Source organism: Gloeothece verrucosa PCC 7822 (genome assembly GCF_000147335.1).
In the GTDB taxonomy this organism is placed as follows: domain Bacteria; phylum Cyanobacteriota; class Cyanobacteriia; order Cyanobacteriales; family Microcystaceae; genus Gloeothece; species Gloeothece verrucosa.
Map to the genome: position 1 here is coordinate 1,426,255 of NC_014501.1, position 20,595 is coordinate 1,446,849.

Sequence of the window (20,595 nt, forward strand, 5' to 3'; positions counted from 1 at the left end):
CCTTTTTATGTAGTGAGTGAGGAATATTTTAAAAATGGCTCTACCCGAAAACTTTAATAGTTGGAAACATCTACAAGATACCCTTAGAAAAGTCCATAACAGGCTAGTTAAGGATGAGTTTTCAGATGTTGAAGATGAGCCTGATTTAAATGTCCCTCGCTCCTCTTTAAAGCTTGCTTGCACCATGCAGGACTCCGATACTAGCGATATGACTGTTGCTAGAATGCTCTTTTTTCTCTTCGAGTATGGATGGGCTTATGAACAATTAGAGCCTTATTATGGACTTCCTACAGAAGAGGTTCAAAGCAATCTGAAGTTTAGACCAATACTCATTTTAAGGTTTAAAGAAGATGCCTCCGATGCTTTTGAAAATGGCTATTACCCATTAAAAAGCACCGTTAAAATTAGATTAGTTAAAGAGACAAGCACCACTTTAACTAGAACAGAGTGTCTAAGATTAGCAGAAAGAGTTAAAGCTGAATTATGCAGTGGCAATGGGTTTAAATTTAAGAGAGGCAAAGAACTTTATACCTACAAGGACGTTGAACACGGGCTAGACTATCAGCTTTATGTCTGGGATAAAGCCACTGCTAAGGACGTTATAGAAAAATGTAACTCTGTCCTCGAATTGCCTCATAATTGGTCTAATTTGTTCTCTCATGTACCAGAGGAGCCAACAGAGAATTACCCCACCAATCCCGGCACACAGAGGATTTTAGGGGAGCAAGAAAAAAAACCTAGGAAGCGTCCTGTAGGCTACGTTCGCTTTAATCAGGCAGAAATCTATATACACGGCAGAAAATACAATTTAGTTCTCATCAATCGGCAAAATAAAACCAAAAGAGCCATCCTGTCAGCGTGATGTAATTAACTGACCCTAAAGGGGTAGCACGGCAATTAAAGGACATAATTAAGCACTAATATGAAGTAGTTAAACCATTTTCTAAAAAAATTATGCCGAATCGTAGAAGTAGGTACAGCAGGATTATTGGCGGAGAAAGGGGAGCCGAAGCGGCTACAGCCCTATGTACTTGGATTCAGGAAAAAAGCAAAACCCTTAAAGACCACCAAAGCAAGAATAAGGGGAAAAATAGACCAGCCGTTAAATTTGCATTAGTTCGGCTATTTCAATGGGGTATTTCGCCCACAGACAAAGAAAATGACACTCCCGACGGGAAAGGAGGGAGAGTTAGTTATGTCCCAGAAACTTATACTAAATATGCTCAAACAGATATAAGAACAGGGACTAAGTTTGAGAATCTCATGCACCCCTATCAAGATAATGGGGATGCTCCTAGCGGTTGGAGTACACAGCCAAAAGGGGACGCTACGCCTGCTAAGGCGATAATTACCAGTGGCAGGAGTGGGACTGGTACTACCAAGGTAAGCCACGTAACTAAGCTCAACTGGACTGACTACGGCGGTACTAGCGCGAGCCTTCCTTTTGGGGTTCCCACCACTGCCACTGGAGCCGTGCAAACTCCCCCGAGTGGACACGTCAACACAGAAATAGATGTCTTTAGAAACATTAAGACAAAAATTCAAGCGACTGGTACAAATATCCTAGTAACCCACCGTCAAGAAGGACTCATGACAGAATAGGATTACTTATGAATGCAGACAGATTGAACGATATCCTTTATGTTTGTCTCTACCCTGCTGAGTATGACAACCCCGAGGAGTTTCTAGCTGATGCCGATGACAGAATAGAAAGGCAAAAGCTTCTAGAGAAAGCTCTTAGGGGTGAAGCCTCAATAGAGGATTTGGCTGACTGCCTAAACGACCAAGGCTTTAACCCTGATGACTGGCTTGATAACGCTACTAGAAACTTAGAGGTCTTATGCTCCAACCTCTCCCGATACCCCCTGATACAGAGCTAGACTTTAGTGGCAGTCACTGGCAACTGAGCTATAGCCAAACTTTCAACGCCGACCCCGATGCTCTCAACCCTAGCCGCTACACCCCTATGGAGGAAAAATGGCTAGGGTCTTTTTCTTCTCCTGTCTTGCTCGTTCGGGTGACCACCACTAACCAGAATAGCCGCTATGCTGGCAAGCTTAAACAGTTTTATGATTCCGGCCCGACAGGTTACGCTTATGCCACCTCAAGAAGGTTATGGCTTGGAACCCAAATTATCCGTTACCCGCAAGATGTGGGCAATAGCTTCTATCTCTCTTTACTGCCCGACCAATGGAAGTCTAGCCTATCTATCCTGATTTACTCGTATGTGAATTAAGGGCATAATTTAAGGTCTTATTTCACTTATGACCACATTCCCCGGTGACTAAGTGGTAAACAAGGGTTGAGCTTACTCAAACTGAAAGGCTCCTTGTGCCCAGTGGTTACTGGAGTCAAACAAATATTAGCCATTATTGAAAGTCCGCAAAGGCAAGTAAACTTATTTACCCAGCATTCCAAAAGCGCATAAGCCATCTAGTGCCGCTAGGTGGACCTGTAATGCCGCTAATTTGTGACAAAGGTACAAACGCACCCCTAGCTATTACCAAGAGGTTTTAGCGGCATTTAAGCGGCATTGTGAAGGCTAATTAAAATTACCTTTGGCTAGGAGTGTACTAGCGGCTAAATAAGTCAGGAAAATTGTTGGATATATTGCATAGATAACTAAGAACAAAAAATAAAATATTTCTTTAGAAAATTATCTATCTGTAGATGTTCTAGATAATAGCCTTACTTAAGGCTTTCTAGAAAGAAAGGTTAGTAGAGTTATAGAGTTAGATATAGAATCTTTATTTGCGCCCCTCCTACCCGCGCCCCCCACCCAGTAAGAATTTCTTAGAGACAGCTTGGGCAACCCCCTTATTTATATTTTTGCATTTTTGCCGCTCTTGTCAAGCCCCTGTTAAGAGATTTGTATACAAAAAGAAAACATATACAGAAAATCTAATAGTACACAATTTGACAAGGAAAATAAAGTGTACTACTATTCTATTAGTAGAACAGGTGTACAGCACTTGTACTTATCGCTATCTTTTCAAGAAATTAACAGAGCATCAACGTTTTTAGCATCAATGTTTTCCCTTGTGTAAAAGGTCAGAAAGTTGATTAAAAGCGTTGTCAAGACTCTAAAATTCAATAGGGAAACAAAAATGTCAAGGTACTATGGAGCTTCCAAAAGACTTGTGCTAACTAAGTTTACTGGCAAGGTTTGTAAAGAAGAGGATTCAGATGTTATTAAGTTTGACTCACAATTAGAGGCAACCTTTTATCAGAAATTGCTAACGCTTTTTTCAGCAGAGCAAATCAAGATACATGAGGCAGTGTTGCTTATACCTAAAACTGAGTTTCATGCAGAACGCTCTCTCAATATAGATTTTGTGGTTTCAGTTGGTTTCAAAAAGAAACTGTACATTGAAATCAAGGGGGTATGGTCTCATGAATGGGAGAGCAAATTAATGCTGCTTGCTGATAATAATCCAGAGGTTTTTACGCATCTTTGGATAGGTGTATGCAATCCCAAAAAGACTAAGCCAAGATGTAAAAAAGTGTTTAATTCAGAGGTTGCTGAAAGAATTTTCTATGCTAGAAGTATTGGAGTCTTAGCTAATGCCGTACATTTCTAAATTCAACAAAACGGGTATCAATCGCGTTATGGGGGACTATCCCAAAAAAGCAATAGATATAGAATTTGATGAAAGTCTATTCACTAAAACAGATGATGAAACAGTCTATTTATTGCTTCACGTGGTAGAAAAGGTTAAAGGAATAATCCTTTATCCAAAGCCAGAAATAGGAGACGCTAGTCTTGAAATGATAGAGCCTCCCTATAATCTTCTGTTTGTATTCCACAACAAACCTTATCAGGGAAGAAAGAAAGGGGCAAATGGTCAATATGAAGCCATCACTATTGAGCCATCCATAGCAGAAAGGTTTTATTATGGGGCTTGCTCTGATGTCTGGGAAGACTTTGAGAGAGATAACATTACTGGACACACTCTTAAGGGATTCCTGACCCTAAGCGATAGCGACACCATCCAAGAAAAATTCTTGGGATTGGAATCTGACAACCCCAAGAAACAAATGTATCTTTCAGAGTATATTACCGTAAATAAGACTCCTGTTGCCCTAGAGGCTTTATCCCCCATTAACATAAAGTCTCTGGTCACAGAGGTGGAAAACAAGGACTCTAAAGCATCCCAGAATAAGAGAGAGTCCTATGATGACCGCGTTAAATGGGTCTGTGAAACCTATGCTAGAGATTTTGAAATTAAAGACGTTCCTAAGAGCCTTAGAGAGGTGGCATCAGGATTAGCCGATAACTTAATTGATAATGATGACACCATACGCACCGAAGCCGAAACATGGATGAGGCTTTTAGAAAACGTAATGAAGAGTAAATAACGGTAATTGGAGAATTTAAAATGTATAGATTTGCTATTTTCGCAACTTTGCTAATAACTGTGCTTGTTTGCGCCTTTTTGGTTCTTTCTGTTGCTGTGACCGTTGTAGCCGCCGCTTGTTCAGCCGTTCATTGCACCGACATAACCGCATGGCAGTTTTAGGGGATTCTACGGCTATACTCTTGCCGCTTGCCGCTTGCCGCTAGGGTTAAAGCCACCAAGTAGATACCAGAGGATTCTAAACAAAGTAAGGGGTTATTCTAGTTAACCCCTTGGGTAACCGCAAAGCTTTTTGTAATGAGTAAACACCTAATAACGAGGAAAAAACAATGAGTGCATTATTAATACACGCTGGTCAAAAGAGAGTCTCTTTAGATGAATTGAAGGAGCTAGACGCATCGGTAAAGATGAAAAGTAAGAACATCCCATATTTAAGGCACTACACTATTATCAACCAAATCAAGACCAAATTAGAAGCCTTAAAACAAACTTACTTAAAGGCTGTAAAGCACCCAGAAGCAATTGGTAATCTTTGGGATTTTGAGCTAGACATAGCTATCAGCAAAGGGGGCAATACTTGCATGGCAATATTTCAGATAGAAATACAGGAGGAATCAGCCGAAAATACTGTTTTAGTTGTCTGTAACAGCTATGGAAAGGGTCTTAAAACTCGAATCTTTTCAGGTGCTTTTGTTCCTATATGCACTAATATGCTATTCCTGATGAATAACTTATTTGAGTGTCAAAACTGTGGAGAGATTCACGAAAAATTTATGGACTTTATGTCAAATTTTGATTCTCATGTTTTTGATTCAAATGAGGGATTCTTGGAGAGAATCAAGAACCTACAAAATTGCTACATTTCTGACCAGCAGATTTATGAGATATTGGGTTATTTAGTCATTTGCAAGGACTTACCCAGTGGCTTAATAAAAGACATCTGGAAAGAGTACAAAAACCCACGTCATGAACAATTTAAAGAACCAAACCCTTTCAATTTCCTTATGGCTATAACTGAATGTTTAAAAATGGTAAATGATATTGACAGATTCGTTACTCTGTCAAAAGAAGTTCCTAGTGTTTTATGTGACTATTTCCTTAATTAATTATGCTTTGGGCGCAATACAGAAAAGACATTACTGTACCTTGGGATAGTCTTTTAACTGTCGAAAACATTAACGATTATCCCCAAAAACTTTACTCCTTCATAAAGAGGATGATTTCATTCAATGATTACATGGACGAAATGCTCGGCATTAGTTATATACTTCTACCCAGTGCGTTGCTTAATCATTGTGCATATCTTCAGGTGTACGGCGTTGCTGGTAGTGGTAAGAGTACATTGGGTTACGTTGCCGCGAAATGCCGTGATATGCCGATACTCTCTAGTTCTGATACCTTTGCGGCTATAAGGAATGAGATTAGCGAAAAGGTATTTAGGAACCCAAATTTGCTCCTAGTTTGGGATGACCTTGACCCCAAGGTTTTCACCGAAAAGCCCGACTTATACCGCCTCTTAAAATACGGCTATTGCCGCGAAACCAGCAAAATATCTATAGCAGGACGAAATGGAGATGTTATAAAATTTGAATCATTTTGCCCAAAAATCATCTCATCAATTCATTCCCTATTTGATGAAAGCCAATACCCTGAATTATCTAGGAGGCTATTGGTAATAGAAATGAAAAAATTGCCTAACTCCATAGGATTTATTTCACCATTTTCTATTAATTGGAGTGGCATTGATAAGCTCTGGTCTAGCTACTGGAATGAGGACAGAGTGAAAAGCTTTCTAGAAATTAAGACCGCTATTAGTGACCTTAATTTATCTGTCTCACCCGACAAATTGATAGTTCTAATTGACTTGTTAGCTGTACTTGTTTTAGGTGGATTCTGTTCGCTTTCAGAGGTTCCTATTTACCTAGAATCAATTCTAAATAGACAGAAATCTATCAAGGAAGTAAGTAGCCAACAGGCAACAAAAGAGCTAATAGCTTATCTTGATGAGGAGAAAGATAAGCAAGATAGATTCGCTCAGAGAGAAGGCAAGATTATTAAGGTTTACAGAGTCAATCCCAAGCACCTTAAGCTCTATTTTGAGTGGCTCAAGGAGCAAGGGAGAATCAGCGAGAAAGTCTCGTTATCAAGTGTTTTTTCAACAATGAGGACATTAGGATGGAAGCTAGAGAAAGATTGGGAACTAACGAAGTAAGTAACAAGGCTAATGAAGAGACTCATAAGTTGCCCTATGAGTGTCATCATTGGACTGATATTCAGTCTCAAGCCTACGCCGTTAACTTAGAGCCGTCTATGCTTACGGGTGAGTGTGTTAAGTATCTGAAATTAAAGCTAAAAGGAGAGCCAAGAGACGGCGGATTTATTCCCATAAGACCAATTAAATTTGATAAGGAATATATCATCGAGTTCTTAAGAGTCAAAGTCATTGAACCCTTTAAAGGGTTATTTAAGAACTTCAATAAAGAGCTTGAATCTTGTATGACGGAAGCCTATAGACGAGCTAGTGCAGAAACAATAGGAATCCTAGAAAATGGAGAATTTGAAAACTCTTGGCTCTACAATTTAGAGAACCACAAAGCGATAGCAACCCAGACAGTAGTAGAGGTATCCTTTGAGAAAAAAATCGTCTATGTTACCATCGTTTTCCCTTTTCTACCGGTCAACGGTCGTAAGCTTAATTTTTGGTATCCCTGTGTTGTGCCTCTAGAGAAAAAAGAGTGCGATGAAGCCCTAATGACTATGGAGTGGGACTTAGAGATAGAGGGATTCATAAGCGGTCTTTTGCTCCTTCTTTAAAAGACTCTTCCTATAGAGCCTTATTCCCTGTGTTATCGCTTCAATAGAGTCTTCCATGTTCGTAATGCCCCCTTGAGTTTATCAAGGGGGTTTTCCTGTACTTATATAAGCTCGTCTTATAGTTAACGCCTAGACCCTTCTTTAGAGCTTTTCTGAAAGCCCTGTCTATTCTTACTTGCGCCTATTTTGCGCTCCTACCCCTTTTGTCGGCTTTGGCTATAGGTTCCTACCTTTGGAAACAAAGCCCCCTTGTAGGGCATTTTAGGGGGCACTGAGAGAACACTTAGCAGAGCAACTTCCAGGGTTCCCTCTCCACCTATTAAAGGGGCTTATTCGGTCAACCCCTTCCTAGGCTCAGCCAGGTGAAACAAGACCTTTAGTTAGACCCTTATTTCACTTTTGTCACTCCCAAGCCTAGAAAATGCCTTGAGCGAGGGTCATCATTGCTAGGGGGTTACTATCGATTTACTAGCCTCATAGTGAGATAGTATGCTAGGATGTTTATAGGTCAAGGATTTATAAATTTTTCAGAACATCTTAAAGAGTCGCGGGTACTGACACCCGTTTTAGAATTCACGCCAGAAGCACTTTTACAGAGGTTAGCTATTTCCTCTCCATCTAATACTGCAAAGGAAAAATCTGTCCCAGTGACATCTGCATTTTTAAAAGAGGTTCTTTTAAGGATCGCTTCAGCGAAGATAGCATCACTGAGATCGGCCCCTTCAAAACTACTCAAATAAGCAAGAGCATTGGTTAAATCTGCTCCATGCAGTTTAACTTCTTTTAAAGCCGATCCATTAAATACGGCTCCTCGAAGGTCCGCATCGCTGAAATTAGCTTGAGTTAAATCTACATTGGTAAACTGAGCTAGTGTCAGTCTTTGGCCAGAAAAATCGGCTCCCACCAGTTTTTTATCTTCAAAGGTTGATGCTGCACCCGTTACCGCCGATGAACTAGCGGCTTGTGCAGGTACAGGAAAGATCATCACAAAGAGTGCTAGTAATAATACAGCTAATCTTACAAAATACTTCATTAGTGGTCTTATGAGAAAGATAGAGCAGCTAGATAGCATCTTTGATTTTGACATAATTCTTAACTTTTGAGCAAAAAGAGTCTTGCAGGTCTTGCCAATTCCTTACAGGAAATCAGGTTTACTGAAAAAAGGGGAAAGAAAACAAAGAACTTTCCCCGACTTCTGTAACAAGTCTAATGAGTCTATTTTTTTTCGTTTGCTCAAGTATACGACTTGTGGGGCTTTGCCTCTAAGGATTTGGGCCTAAACAACATACCTTACCTTAGAAGCAACCAAAAGCTCTCTTGTCTCGTCCAAAAATCAAACAGCAAGACTAGCAAGTCCTGAAATTGTACTAGGAATAACAGGACGAGCTATTTAATATTCATCTGATTCGTAAGTGTAGAACTTTTGCATTACCCCAATGGTTTCAAATTGATAGCTCGGAATCGGAGAAGAAAAGGCCAAATCTGTCTGATAAATACTAAAAATCAGAAAATTCTGTCTTCTGGTGGTTTGAGAAATAATTTGTTTCATCTGAGGTCGGCCGGTATCCACCAAGGTTTTGCATCCGCTTCGCAGCACGGCTTTTAATTCCCCAGAAATGTGTGTACATACACTGGACTTGAGATGACCAGCGAGTTGATCAGTAGCATAACTTTCATAGTCATTTTGTCCGGGATTACTCATGGCCATTACCCCACCCATGAAAGAGAAAGTAACGCCCGCAAATACACCCAGCAACTTCAAAATTTTCATGTTGCTTCACTCCTCGTTCTAAGTAATTCTTTCGAACTGAGTTTAATGTACAACAATATGCAGGTCTTGTGCTATAATGTTAATTACGAAATTAATGGCGAGCGTAGCCAAGGGGTTAAGGCAGAGGATTGTGGTTCCTCCATTCGTGGGTTCGATTCCCATCGTTCGCCCTGAAATTAACTAACACTTATACTTTAAGTATACTCTTAGCTTAAAGCTCTTTTTGTTAAAAAATAAGAACATCCAGCTTGAGGTAATATTTACCTATTGAGTTACTCCGCGCCCCGGAATCTGCGCGGATACAGCATCGTTATTGATGAACTAGGGGTTAATGGGAGAAGCCGCAGGAGCCGCAGGAGCCGCTTGAGTTCTCTGAGTGGGAGAAGCTTGAGGGGAGGCCACAGGAGAAGCTTGAGGGGAGGCCACAGGAGAAGCTTGAGGGGAAGCCACAGGAGAAGCTTGAGGGGAAGCCACAGGAGAAGCTTGAGGGGCTTCCGGTTTGAGGAATTGAGAAGCACTAGACCATTTTAAATGTTGATAAACGGTTCTAGAAATTTCTTGAATCATCATTCTACCGGCGGTATCGTTATAGGGTCGTTTCACCATCACAGCACCGATATAACGTTTCCCGTTAGGCATATCAATAATTCCGGCATCTCCTAACACAGTACCAATATCACCAGTTTTATGAGCGATAATGGCATCTGAATCTAACCCTTGGGGTAAGAGAGTGCGGGTTTTCGTCTGTTGCATAATATTTAACATACGATCGCGGGATTTGAGAGATAATAACTCCCCTTGATTGACTCGCATTAATATATAAGCTAAATCTCTAGGGCTAGTGGTATTGGTTCCTTCTAAATCTGGAAGAATATTATTAATAATAGTATTCGTTAACCCCCACTCCCGAAAACGCTGATTGAGGACTTGTTTGCCTCCAAGACGTTTAACTAACATATCAGTGGCAGTATTGTCACTAATAATAATCATCTTGGTGGCGGTTTCTAGGACGGTAAACTTTTTCCCCACCGGTTGATATTGCATATCCCCAGAGCCACTGGTAACAATATCTTTAGTCATGGTCAGTTGTTCATCTAAACGAACTTTGCCGGCATCTATCTGTTCCAACAGGGCTACTAAAACGAAAATTTTAATGGTACTGGCGGCCGGAATAGGGGCTTGAGCATTTATATCTACATAATTCCCATTATCCATATCCACAAAAAAGGCTCTCGCTTCTAATTTGGGGTATTTAGGCACTAAGTCCATTAATTTTTTCTTTAATGGTGCAATTTCTTGGGTCAAAGAAAAAGCGGCGGGAGAAGAGTGTGGCGAAGGTTGGGGAGTGGGTTTAGGTTGAGAAGCCAAAACCGCTTTTTTAGCTGTGGATTTGGCAGGCAACAGTTGTGGTAAATTCAGCTTACTGGTGACAAATTCTGAGATGATAGTCGGGTCAAATACTGTTAAAACCGTTCCGGCGATGGCGCTGAGTCCTACCCCAAGAATCATCATACGCAGAAGATAAAAAATCGAGTTCATCACCACCGGCGAAGATCGTTTGTCTCGGGAACGATTTTTATAATCTCTTTCCCCTCGTCTCATCGGAACGATCATGTCGCTTGTCGCCTGAGTTTGAGGAGATTCAGCATCTGAAACATTAGAAACCGCGCGAATGACGATCCCAGAATTTTGACGACGCGCTTTTAACTTCTCTTTCTTTTCAGAACGGTAATTTTCCATTAATTCGCCAGACACAATATTCCTCTTGCTTTTTACTAATGACTAATGACTAATGACTAATGACTAATGACTAATGACTATCCCTGATCTGTGTTTGTGTGACTTTCTATTTTAGATAAATGTTGCATCGCCCAATCCATTTGCCGGACAATTCCTCGTAACATGGCTAATTCTTCTTGATGGAGATGGGCTTTATAGTACAAACGTCGGATTTTTTCCATTCTTGCCCTGGCGGTATGAGGATAAAGATAACCAATTTTTAACAATAGAGTCTCTAAATCTTGATAATAAGCTTCTAAAGCATCTAAAGTGGCTGTCTCAAGGGAATTAACCTCAAGTTCACTAGCACTGGTGGTCAAAGCCGCTTGTCTGAGTTCATAAGCACAAATAGCCACCGCTTGAGCTAAATTGAGAGAAGGATAATCCGGATTAGCCGGAATACAGACAAAACGTTGAGCATAATTCAGTTCAGAGTTGCTCAAGCCTCGGTCTTCTGGACCAAAAATGATAGCACTGGTGCTATGGGGCGTTAATAACCAGGGTAAAGCCGCTCTAGGAGACTCGAAATGAGTGGGTAAAGTACGAGAACGCCCAGTAGTAGCGATGGCTCGTTGACATCCGACCAGGGCTTGTGGCAAACTGTTCACCTGTTGTAGTTGCTCTAAAATATCCTGTCCATGTACGGCCATGCGCCTAGCTTCATCGCTTTTTGGTTCACACTGGGGATTGACTAATATTAATCTTTTTAGCCCCATGTTTTTCATGACTCGTGCCACTGAACCGACATTTAATGCGCCGGCTGGTTCTACTAAAATAATTCTGACTTCCTCTAAGGCGGTTTTATTCATGGGATTTGTTAATTTAAATTATCAATTTACGTTAAAGAAAAGGTTTTACCTTAAGACTGATATACGATAATTTGAATAGTTTGACATTATTGTAAGAGTAATCAGTCTATCATCTTATGAATGAATCTTCTCTTTATCAGCTAACTCAGAAGTTTGCTGAGAGTCCATCGCCGATTTCGGTGAGTTCCAGTACATTTAAGTCCGTTATTGAATCTTTATTAGATTTATTGATTGAACAACATCTAGAGGCTACCTTATGGCTTAAGCTGCCTCAAGGAAATTACTGGTCAAAGAAAATTGAGCAATATCAACAACAGGGAAATGCTCAACATATTTATCTGTGTAGTATTCGTAAAGACTCTCCTACCTCCTCATCAGGGGGAGGGCATCATTCTTCACTGACCAAGGTTACGCCTGTGGTTTTAGAAACCAGTTCTCATTTGAAACGAGAATTTTTTCTGATTATTCTTTCTCCGGAATTATCGACTTTGGTTTTAGCGAACAAGCCGGTCAATAAAACGGAAACTAGCGAACAAAATAATTATCAAAAAAGTCTATTTTTTAATTTAATGTATAGCTTTAATCCAGCGTTAATCCAAAAGGTTTTAGAGCAAATAAAACAGTCTATTACCATTACAGATACAACGCCTGAAGAATTATTAGTAGAATCAAATTCCTCTTTTTCTTTGCCCGACTATCCTCGTGCAAATTGGATAGAAAAATTATTATTAAAGCAAATTCAACAAACAGAAATCCTTCAGTCTGAATCAAGTTTAATGGTGGAAAATCAGTCCACTATTCGTCTGTTAAATGAGAGCCTCTTATTTAAAGATGAAATTTTAAAAAATTTAGCTCAAGAACTGAGTCTTCCCTTGACTAATATGAAAACGGGTTTACGTCTGCTAGAATCTATGCAGTCAAAACGAGAACAACGGCAACGTTATATCTCTCTTTTGCAACGAGAGTGTGAACGAGAAACTATTATTTTATCTGGGTTACAGGAACTGGTTCATCTCGATCAAATCTCGGCTGTTGAGATCGATCCTTCTTTAAAACTAGAAGATTTAATTCCGGGGATTGTTAGTACCTATCAACCTTTAGCAGAAGAAAAAGGAATCTCGCTAGGTTATACCATTCCTACAGGTTTTCCGCCGGTTTCCTGCCCGGAAAATTGGCTCAGACAGATTATTCTAAGCTTGCTCAATAATAGCCTCAAATTTACGGGACCTAATGGTCGAGTATTTGTGCAAGCCTTCCTCAAAAACGAGAACGTTGAATTAACCATTACCGATACCGGAAGCGGCATTGAAAGTAGCGAAATTCCTTTGATTTTTAATAGTTTTTATCGGGGAAGAAATGCGATCGCCGAAAACTTGGGAGGAGCGGGTTTAGGATTAACCATTGCACAACATCTTTTACAGCGTTGTGGCGGCTCAATTTCTGTCACCAGTCAACCCGGGAAAGGTTCAACTTTTACGGTTTCTTTGCCTGTATTTGAAGGCGAAATGCAAGAATGAATTTTGTTTCAATTGATGAGTTATTAGAAGCGATATGGCTTAAAGTAGAGGCGTTGCCGCTAACGTCTCTATGTGAATTCGAGGGTTAAGAATTATTAAATAGGCAAATATACGGGGAGTATACCCGATAGGATAAGAGAGAAATACAAAAGTTCTTCAGGAACTCATCTAATGTAAATTAAAAGAGTATCTTAAACAGCTTGGCTACGCAACAAAAGCGTTGCTCGTAGGAATTTAAGCAGGACCTGTCCCAAACCCGTCAAGGAATTGGGGTAATTTGAAGGTGGGAAAAATGTCTCGAGGATTAAGGTGAGGACATAACCCTTAAATGAAACCGTAATTTTGATTTATCCTCAACAAATCTTGGTACTGTATTGAGTGAAGTCGGATCGAATTAGTAATAAAAACTCATTGGGTAATGGTTCATTAACTAGCTAAGTAATTATATCGTTGTTAAACTTAGAGGACTTATGCAGGAAGCCTACATTGTTTCAGCAGTACGCACTCCTATCGGTCGCTTTGGAGGCTCTCTCTCTGGGATGTCTCCAGCAGAACTCGGGGCACACGCCATGAAGGCGGCTCTAGAGCGAGCAAATGTATCGCCAGAAGCGTTAGATCTCTATATATTTGGAAACGTACTCGGGGCCGGACACGGACAATTAGTGCCTCGTCAAGCCGCACTTAAGGCCGGAATTCCGGCAACGGTAGACGGCTATCGGGTAGATATGGTCTGTTCGAGTGGAATGCTAAGTATCATCAATGCGGCAAGAACCATCAGCGCCGGGGATGCGGATTTAGTTTTGGCTGGCGGCATAGAATCCATGTCTCAAACCGGATTTTATCTATCTCATCGCGCTCGCTGGGGTTACAAATTCCTATTAGGTGCGCCAGAACAGTTAGTCGACATTCTCCTCAACGATGGACTAACAGATGCTACCACCAATGAGGGTATGGGAGATCAAGTGGATCGTCTCTGTGAAGATCGCGGTGTCACTCGAGATTTATTGGATCAAATTGCCGCCGACTCACAAAACCGGGCAGCCACCGCCACCGAAAAAGGGTGGTTTAAAAATGAAATTGCGCCCATTGAAATCCAAGTTAAAAAAGAAACCAAAATTCTCGATACCGATGAAGGTATCCGTCCAGAGACAACCCTAGAAAGTTTAGGAAAACTGCGTCCTGCCTTCAAAAAAGATGGCGTATTGACGGCGGGGAACAGTAGCCAAATTTCTGATGGTGCAGCAAGTTTAGTGGTGGCCAGTCCAAAAGCCGTAGAACAATACGGACTTAAACCCTTGGCGAAAATTTTAGGCGGCTCATGGGCAGGTGGGCCAACTTGGCGTTTTCCGGAATATCCAGTTCATGCGGTCAAAAAATTACTGGAAAAACACAACTTACACATCAGTGATTTTGATCTGTTTGAAAATAACGAAGCCTTCGCCCTCAATAACATCCTCTTTGAAAAAGACCTAGATGTGCCTCACGATAAACAGAATGTCTTTGGCGGAGCGATCGCCCTAGGACACCCCATCGGCGCATCCGGGGCGCGAATTGTGGTTACTCTCCTCAATGCTCTAACCGTACAGGATAAAACCCTGGGTTTGGCGGCTATCTGTCACGGAACCGGTGGCGGCACAGCCCTAGCCATTGAACGGGTATAAACTCAACCCCTAGTTAACAGCTTATCTGTTGATCGCTAAGTGGGTTATGGGCTGATCACTAATAGCTGAAAAAATAACTCTCCACTGATAACGGATAACTGTTAACTAATTATTATTTATAAGGAGTCAATATGGTATCTCTAGGCTTAGAAGATAAGGTCATTGTTGTTACCGGTGGAAATCGAGGACTTGGGGCAGCAATGGTGTCTTTATTAACTGAATTAGGCGCAAAAGTCGCTTATACCGATATCAGTATCGATGAGAAAGACAACAAAGCACTAGGCATCAAAGCCGATGTGACAGACATCACCTCTATGGAAGAGGCGGCAAAAACCATTAAAGAAAAACTCGGACCCGTTTATGGCGTAGTGGCTAATGCGGGGATCACTCGTGACAACTTTTTTACTAAGCTAACTTCCCAAGATTGGGATGCCGTCATTAATGTTAACCTCAAAGGGGTGGTGAATACGATTAAGCCTTTTTTAGAGGGGATGTATGAGCAAAATGCAGGTTCTATTGTCTGCATTAGTTCTATATCTGGGGACCGAGGAAACGCCGGACAAGTAAATTATTCAGCCACTAAAGCCGCCGTGATCGGTATGGTGAAATCTTTAGCCCGGGAAGGGGCCCGTTATAATGTGCGGGCTAATGCCATCGCCCCTGGATTTATTAATACTGAAATGACTCAAGCGATCCCAGAAAAAGTCAGAGATAAAATTACGGCTGAAATTCCTTTCCGTCGTTTTGGTGAACCTCAAGACATTGCTTGGGCAACCGCTTATTTGCTTTCTCCGGTGGCGAGTAGTTACGTTTCTGGGGAAGTTTTGCGAGTTAATGGGGCACATCACACTTAGTCAGTAGTCATTAGTCATCAGTCATTAGCCTTGGGTGATTAGTCAAAAATTAATAAAATAGAAAATGACTTAACAAAGTAAAAGCTCTAGGCTAGGTGTTAGTAAATTCTAACCCAGTAATGACTAATGACTATTGACTATTGACCGAAAATTTTTGGGTGCAAGCCCCGTCCTTCTAGGCTTGTCCTGAGTGACAACGAAGGGACGGCTTTTCAAAACCTATGCTACAATATTGATATCTAATAGTCGAGTATCAAATCGTGTTTGTCGTAGAGTGCAAAGTTAAACCCAAACCTCAACAAATCCAAGCTATTGATGAAGCTATACAGACATCTCAGTTTGTCCGTAATAAAGTGCTTCGTTATTGGATGGATAATCGAGGTGTTGGCAAAACAGAACTTTTTCGATACAACACGAGGTTAAGAAAAGAGTACAAATTTGTTGATGATTTAAACTCTCATGCCTGTCAAACGGCCGTAGAGCGGGTACTTAGAGCAATCAACAAGTTTTTTGATAATTGTAAGAAAAAAATACCGGGAAAGAAAGGCTATCCAAGGTTTAAAAAAAATACTCGCTCGGTAGAGTACAAAGTCTCAGGATGGAAGCTATCAGAAAATAGAAAGCATATCACTTTCACTGATAAGAAAAACATCGGTAAGCTAAAGCTGATAGGGACTAAAGACTTAAACTACTACCAAATTGAACAAATAAAACGAGTAAGAATAATTAGGAGAGCCGATGGGTATTACGTGCAGTTTTCAATTCAGTTAGACCCTAGAGATACGGTTGAACCGTTAATCCCTTCTCAAAAAGCGGTAGGGGTGGACGTGGGATTGAAATATTTCTATGCGGATAGTCAAGGAAATATTGAACCTATTCCACAATTTTATCGGAAGGCAGAGCGTCAATTAAATAGGGCTAATAGAAAGAAATCTAAAAAGTTCCGCAAGGGACACAAACAATCCCGAAACTATCACAAAGCGAGATGTCGATATGCTCGAAAGCATTTAAGGGTAAGTAGGCAGCGAGAAGAGTTTGCCAAGAGAAAGGCACTCCGCTTAATTCAATCTAACGATTTGATAGCCTATGAAGATTTAAATGTGAAAGGCATGGTTAAAAATCGGCATTTAGCCCTTTCGATATCAGATGTAGGATGGTCATTATTTAGGGGTTGGTTGGAGTATTTTGGGATGAAATATAGAAAGGTAACGGTTGCCGTGCCTTCTCACAATACATCTCAAAATTGTTCTAACTGTGGGCAAAAAGTCCAAAAATCTCTATCAACTAGAACACATGTTTGTTCTTGTGGCTGTATTTTAGATAGAGATGTCAACGCGGCATTAAACATCCTACAGAAGGGATTAAGTACCGTAGGGCATACGGGATCTAAAGCTTTTGAAAGTGAGATTCTTTCAACGTTAGCTACGGCTAATGGGGGAGAAGATCCCTCTACTTTGATTGGAGTAATCCTGTCAGAGCAAGCATCTTCTGTGAACCAAGAATCCCCACGCATGCGCGGCTGGGGAGTGTCAATAATCTATTCAGACAACCCGCCAGGAGATAACAATGACCAATAATTCTTCAAGCAAGCTTTGGACTGACACCGCTACTGAAATTGTCGATATTTGGACACAAACCGGGACATTAATGTGGAAAAGCTGGTTTGATTTAATGAGTTCTGTTCCCGCCTCTAACCCCATTCCTCAGACGGCACCAGAATTAACCGAAGTAACTCAACGATTTTTAGATAATCGAGAATTGGTTGTCCGTTTTCTCAAGCTTTCTGTAGATGCTTGGAAAGATATTTTTCCGAAAATTGAAAAAGGAGATGATTGGCAACAGATTCTCAGCAAATCTATAGAGCAGATGCAAAAGCAGTTAACCAGTTATTCTCAAGGTTCTCTTCAAATTACTAAAGATAGTGCCGAACTCTGGAAACTGTATCTGCAACAAATGCAAAAATTCAACCAACTTTGGGTTGATCCTCTCGGGTTATTTACAGAAACTTTTGGCAGAGCCGCCTCGGGACAGCGTTCGGCTTTAATTGAACTGAATAATCTTTATTGGAATATGCTCTATGAAGAGTCTTTTGGATCTTTGATGCAAACGCCGCTCCTAGGATTGCCACGAGAATTTAACCGCAAATTATTAGAAGGCTTTGAAGCTTGGCGGAATTTTTACAAAGCGAGTATTGATTATCAATTGGTATTAGGAGATATTCAAGTTCGCTCGTTTGAAGCTTTGATGAAAAAGTTAGTAAGTTTAGCCGAAGAAGGAAAAACCGTTAAAGATTGGCGGCAGTTTCAAACTATCTGGAGTCAGGTAGCTGATGATGTCTTTGCTGAAGCCTTTTCTCAGGAAGAAAATCTGAAGATTAGGGGGACATTTCTCAATTCTCTCAATGCTTATAGAATTCAACAACAAGAGTTGATTGAACTGTATTTAAAATTACTCAATATGCCAGTTCGCAGCGAAGTAGATGAAATTCATAAAACCATTTATGAGCTACGCAAAGAAGTAAAGAGTCTGAAAAAGATTGTCGCTAAATATGAGGGGAAAGAGAGTTTTCAACTTTGAACAAGCCTAATAAACCATTAATAATAAACGAGGAAATCAACAGCTATGTTACCGTTTTTAGATCAGATTCGTTTAGAAGATGCCGTCCACGAATATACTGAAATCACCAAAAAGATGCTCAAAGGGCTGGATAATTTAAGCCGCTTGCGGGAAGAAGATATTCAAAGCGGCGTATCAGCTAAAGAAGCCGTTTATAAAGAGGATAAAGTCATCCTCTATCGGTTTACCCCTCAAGTGGCGCAACCGTTACATATCCCGTTATTGATGGTTTATGCTTTGGTAAACCGTCCTTTTATGGTGGATTTGCAGGAAGGACGCTCTTTAGTCGCTAATTTGCTCAAATTGGGCTTAGATGTTTATTTGATTGACTGGGGATATCCTACCCGTGCCGATCGCTGGCTGACATTAGATGATTATATCAACGGCTACATTGATAATTGTGTGGATTATATCCGCAAAACGCACAATATCGATAAAGTTAATCTGTTAGGCATCTGTCAAGGGGGAACTTTTAGCGTTTGTTATAGTGCCCTTCACCCTGAAAAGGTGAAAAATCTAATTGTGATGGTTGCTCCCATTGATTTTCGGATGCCGGGTACGCTGTTAAATATGCGGGGAGGATGTACCATCGGCAACGAGGCGCTTGATGTGGATCTGATGATCGAGGCGATGGGAAATGTGCCCGGGGATTACCTGAATTTAGAGTTTTTGATGCTGAAACCGTTACAGTTGGGCTATCAAAAGTATCTCGATTTTCCCGATATTATGGAAAATGAGGATAAGCTCACTAATTTTATGCGGATGGAAAAGTGGATCTTTGATAGTCCGGATCAAGCGGGGGAAGCTTATCGCCAGTTTATGAAAGACTTTTATCAAGGCAATAAGCTGATTAAAAATGAGGTGGTGATCGGCGATCAACGAGTAAATTTACAAAACTTAACCATGCCGATTTTAAACCTTTATGCTGAACAGGATCATTTAGTTGATCCCGTGTCTTCTAAGGCTTTAGAAAAATATGTCAACAGCAGTGATTATACGCTTAAGTCTTTCCCGGTGGGACATATCGGAATGTATGTGAGTGGGAAAGTTCAAAAGGATTTACCGCCAACCATTGTAGATTGGCTTAAAGCTAGGTCTTAATGAGTTTTAAAACCCTTTTCAAGGTGGGCAATTGCTCACCTTTTTTTAGGACATAAAGCATAGAGTTGAGTCTTAGAAAAAGAGTGAGTTCTCTTGAATACTGATCCTTTTTGAGAAATGATTAGAGTAGATCTAATTTGATAGTAAATTAGGACTTATGGTATTTTTACTCAACTCATCTAATGTTTTTGACTATCTTTCTGAGCAAAAATTATTTAATATAGCAGAACGAAATTTGGCTCAAGTTGAGCTAATTGAAGCCAAGAATTTTAATTTATTGGTTACCCTTCCTGATGGATCTAAACTGTTGGTTAAGCAAGAACGTCATCAACAAGATGGCAAAGCCATAGGGGAATTTTTAGGAGAATGGCAGATTCAAAATTTGGTCAATCATTTTTCTCAATTAGAAAGTCTGCGGGCTTTTCTCCCAGAAATTTTAACGTTTGACTTAAATCATTCGATTTTAGTATTTAAATATTTAGATAATTATCGAGATGGGAGTGATTTTTATCTGAAGGAAAAGATTTTTCCGCCGCACATCCCTTCGGCAATAGGGAGATTTTTAGGGCTTCTTCATCGGGAGACTTTTGACCATAAAGTTTATCAAGATTTTTGGGCGAAAAATAGCGTTAATTCCTTCAATTATCGAGTCACTGATTTAATTGAGGGATTAGAAAGAATTCCCCCAGAAATTTTTAGTGTTGTCCCGGCAGATGGCTTAAAATTTTTTGCTCTGTATCAAAAATATGATAGTTTAGGAAAGTCTATCGCCGAATTGGGGCAAGCCTTTACTCCCTCTTGTCTTATTCACAATGACCTGAAGTTAAATAATATTTTGCTCCATAATAATTGGGAATCTTCTTCTGATAAAATTGTCCGATTTATTGATTGGGAAAGGGCTAATTGGGGCGATCCGGCTCATGATTTAGGGATGATGATTGCTAGTTATTTACAACTCTGGTTAGGGAGTTTAGTGATGAATAAATCTCTCAGTATTGAGGAATCTTTACGTCTGGCAATTATTCCTTTAGAAAAACTTCAGCCTTCTATAGCGGCATTAATTAAAGCTTATTTGACCACTTTTCCTAATATTTTACAAGTTCGTCCAGATTTTTTAGAACGAGTGATTCAATTTACAGGATTAGCGTTGATTGGGCAAATACAAGCGATGATTCAATATCAAAAAACTTTTGGTAATAGCGGCATTGCTATGTTACAGGTGGCGAAAAAGTTATTAGGCTCTCCGAGTCAGTCTATGGGGACAATTTTTGGAACTTCAGAAATTTATTCGACGGCTGTTTAAAGGTTAAAGATT

At 40.3% G+C, this 20,595-nt stretch carries 19 protein-coding genes and 1 tRNA gene; 16 read left to right on the forward strand and 4 right to left on the reverse strand.

Features of this window, described 5'->3' with window-relative positions; all coding sequences use genetic code 11:
- Positions 1 to 34 precede the first annotated feature (34 nt).
- From CYAN7822_RS06390 to CYAN7822_RS06425, 8 genes are all read left to right on the forward strand, one after another.
- Complete coding sequence (locus CYAN7822_RS06390; protein WP_013321420.1) at positions 35 to 862, forward strand: hypothetical protein; 828 nt, start codon at positions 35 to 37, stop codon at positions 860 to 862.
- A 92-nt stretch (positions 863 to 954) separates the two neighbouring features.
- Positions 955 to 1,602, forward strand: a complete 648-nt coding sequence (locus CYAN7822_RS06395; RefSeq protein WP_013321421.1) for a hypothetical protein — start codon at positions 955 to 957, stop codon at positions 1,600 to 1,602.
- A 238-nt stretch (positions 1,603 to 1,840) separates the two neighbouring features.
- Positions 1,841 to 2,236, forward strand: a complete 396-nt coding sequence (locus tag CYAN7822_RS06400; protein ID WP_013321423.1) for a hypothetical protein — start codon at positions 1,841 to 1,843, stop codon at positions 2,234 to 2,236.
- 871 nt (positions 2,237 to 3,107) lie between these two features.
- Positions 3,108 to 3,581: a hypothetical protein gene (locus tag CYAN7822_RS06405; RefSeq protein ID WP_013321424.1), complete on the forward strand. Its 474-nt coding sequence runs from the start codon at positions 3,108 to 3,110 to the stop codon at positions 3,579 to 3,581.
- 28 nt (positions 3,582 to 3,609) lie between these two features.
- Entirely contained in the window at positions 3,610 to 4,359 is a 750-nt protein-coding gene (locus CYAN7822_RS06410; RefSeq protein WP_157871790.1) for a hypothetical protein, read from the forward strand.
- A gap of 328 nt (positions 4,360 to 4,687) precedes the next feature.
- Positions 4,688 to 5,464, forward strand: a complete 777-nt coding sequence (locus tag CYAN7822_RS06415) for a hypothetical protein (protein ID WP_013321426.1) — start codon at positions 4,688 to 4,690, stop codon at positions 5,462 to 5,464.
- A gap of 2 nt (positions 5,465 to 5,466) precedes the next feature.
- Positions 5,467 to 6,570, forward strand: coding sequence for a hypothetical protein (locus tag CYAN7822_RS06420; protein WP_013321427.1), 1,104 nt, complete (start codon positions 5,467 to 5,469; stop codon positions 6,568 to 6,570).
- On the forward strand, positions 6,534 to 7,172 hold the full coding sequence (locus CYAN7822_RS06425; RefSeq protein ID WP_013321428.1) for a hypothetical protein: 639 nt from the start codon (positions 6,534 to 6,536) through the stop codon (positions 7,170 to 7,172). Before CYAN7822_RS06420 ends, CYAN7822_RS06425 begins: the two co-directional genes overlap by 37 nt.
- Before the next feature lie 508 nt (positions 7,173 to 7,680).
- On the opposite strand, the gene CYAN7822_RS06430 is transcribed toward CYAN7822_RS06425, so the two are convergent.
- Both CYAN7822_RS06430 and CYAN7822_RS06435 read right to left on the reverse strand, forming a co-directional pair.
- On the reverse strand, positions 7,681 to 8,205 hold the full coding sequence (locus tag CYAN7822_RS06430; RefSeq protein WP_013321429.1) for a pentapeptide repeat-containing protein: 525 nt from the start codon (positions 8,203 to 8,205) through the stop codon (positions 7,681 to 7,683).
- 357 nt (positions 8,206 to 8,562) lie between these two features.
- Positions 8,563 to 8,943, reverse strand: a complete 381-nt coding sequence (locus tag CYAN7822_RS06435; RefSeq protein ID WP_013321430.1) for a DUF4359 domain-containing protein — start codon at positions 8,941 to 8,943, stop codon at positions 8,563 to 8,565.
- A 97-nt stretch (positions 8,944 to 9,040) separates the two neighbouring features.
- On the opposite strand from CYAN7822_RS06435, the gene CYAN7822_RS06440 reads away from it, so the two are divergent.
- Positions 9,041 to 9,113, forward strand: a tRNA-His gene (locus CYAN7822_RS06440).
- Between the two features lie 151 nt (positions 9,114 to 9,264).
- Here CYAN7822_RS06440 and CYAN7822_RS06445 read toward each other — a convergent pair.
- Together CYAN7822_RS06445 and CYAN7822_RS06450 are read right to left on the reverse strand one after the other, a co-directional pair.
- Complete coding sequence (locus tag CYAN7822_RS06445) at positions 9,265 to 10,557, reverse strand: serine hydrolase (protein ID WP_157871876.1); 1,293 nt, start codon at positions 10,555 to 10,557, stop codon at positions 9,265 to 9,267.
- Positions 10,558 to 10,760: 203 nt separating this feature from the next.
- The gene (locus tag CYAN7822_RS06450) at positions 10,761 to 11,531 is read right to left on the reverse strand and encodes an RNA methyltransferase (protein ID WP_013321432.1); all 771 of its coding nucleotides are present in this window, start codon (positions 11,529 to 11,531) and stop codon (positions 10,761 to 10,763) included.
- Between the two features lie 116 nt (positions 11,532 to 11,647).
- Here CYAN7822_RS06450 and CYAN7822_RS06455 point away from each other — a divergent pair, with 116 nt between their 5' ends.
- The 7 genes from CYAN7822_RS06455 (at position 11,648) to CYAN7822_RS06485 (ending at position 20,583) form a co-directional block, all read left to right on the forward strand.
- Positions 11,648 to 13,048 (forward strand): DICT sensory domain-containing protein, encoded by a 1,401-nt coding sequence (locus CYAN7822_RS06455; RefSeq protein WP_013321433.1) that lies wholly within the window; start codon positions 11,648 to 11,650, stop codon positions 13,046 to 13,048.
- A 470-nt stretch (positions 13,049 to 13,518) separates the two neighbouring features.
- The gene (gene phaA, locus CYAN7822_RS06460; RefSeq protein WP_013321434.1) at positions 13,519 to 14,709 is read left to right on the forward strand and encodes an acetyl-CoA acetyltransferase PhaA; all 1,191 of its coding nucleotides are present in this window, start codon (positions 13,519 to 13,521) and stop codon (positions 14,707 to 14,709) included.
- Between the two features lie 131 nt (positions 14,710 to 14,840).
- A complete protein-coding gene (gene phaB / locus CYAN7822_RS06465) occupies positions 14,841 to 15,563 on the forward strand; it encodes an acetoacetyl-CoA reductase PhaB (protein ID WP_013321435.1) in 723 nt (240 codons plus the stop codon).
- A 260-nt stretch (positions 15,564 to 15,823) separates the two neighbouring features.
- The gene (locus CYAN7822_RS06470; RefSeq protein WP_013321436.1) at positions 15,824 to 17,140 is read left to right on the forward strand and encodes an RNA-guided endonuclease InsQ/TnpB family protein; all 1,317 of its coding nucleotides are present in this window, start codon (positions 15,824 to 15,826) and stop codon (positions 17,138 to 17,140) included.
- Positions 17,130 to 18,140 carry a class III poly(R)-hydroxyalkanoic acid synthase subunit PhaE gene (gene phaE, locus CYAN7822_RS06475; protein WP_013321437.1) on the forward strand — a complete coding sequence of 337 codons (1,011 nt, stop codon included), beginning with the start codon at positions 17,130 to 17,132 and terminating at the stop codon, positions 18,138 to 18,140. The genes CYAN7822_RS06470 and phaE overlap by 11 nt, the downstream gene beginning before the upstream one ends.
- A gap of 45 nt (positions 18,141 to 18,185) precedes the next feature.
- Positions 18,186 to 19,280, forward strand: coding sequence for a class III poly(R)-hydroxyalkanoic acid synthase subunit PhaC (locus CYAN7822_RS06480; RefSeq protein WP_013321438.1), 1,095 nt, complete (start codon positions 18,186 to 18,188; stop codon positions 19,278 to 19,280).
- A 157-nt stretch (positions 19,281 to 19,437) separates the two neighbouring features.
- Positions 19,438 to 20,583, forward strand: a complete 1,146-nt coding sequence (locus tag CYAN7822_RS06485) for a phosphotransferase (RefSeq protein WP_013321439.1) — start codon at positions 19,438 to 19,440, stop codon at positions 20,581 to 20,583.
- The last annotated feature ends 12 nt before the right edge of the window (positions 20,584 to 20,595 follow it).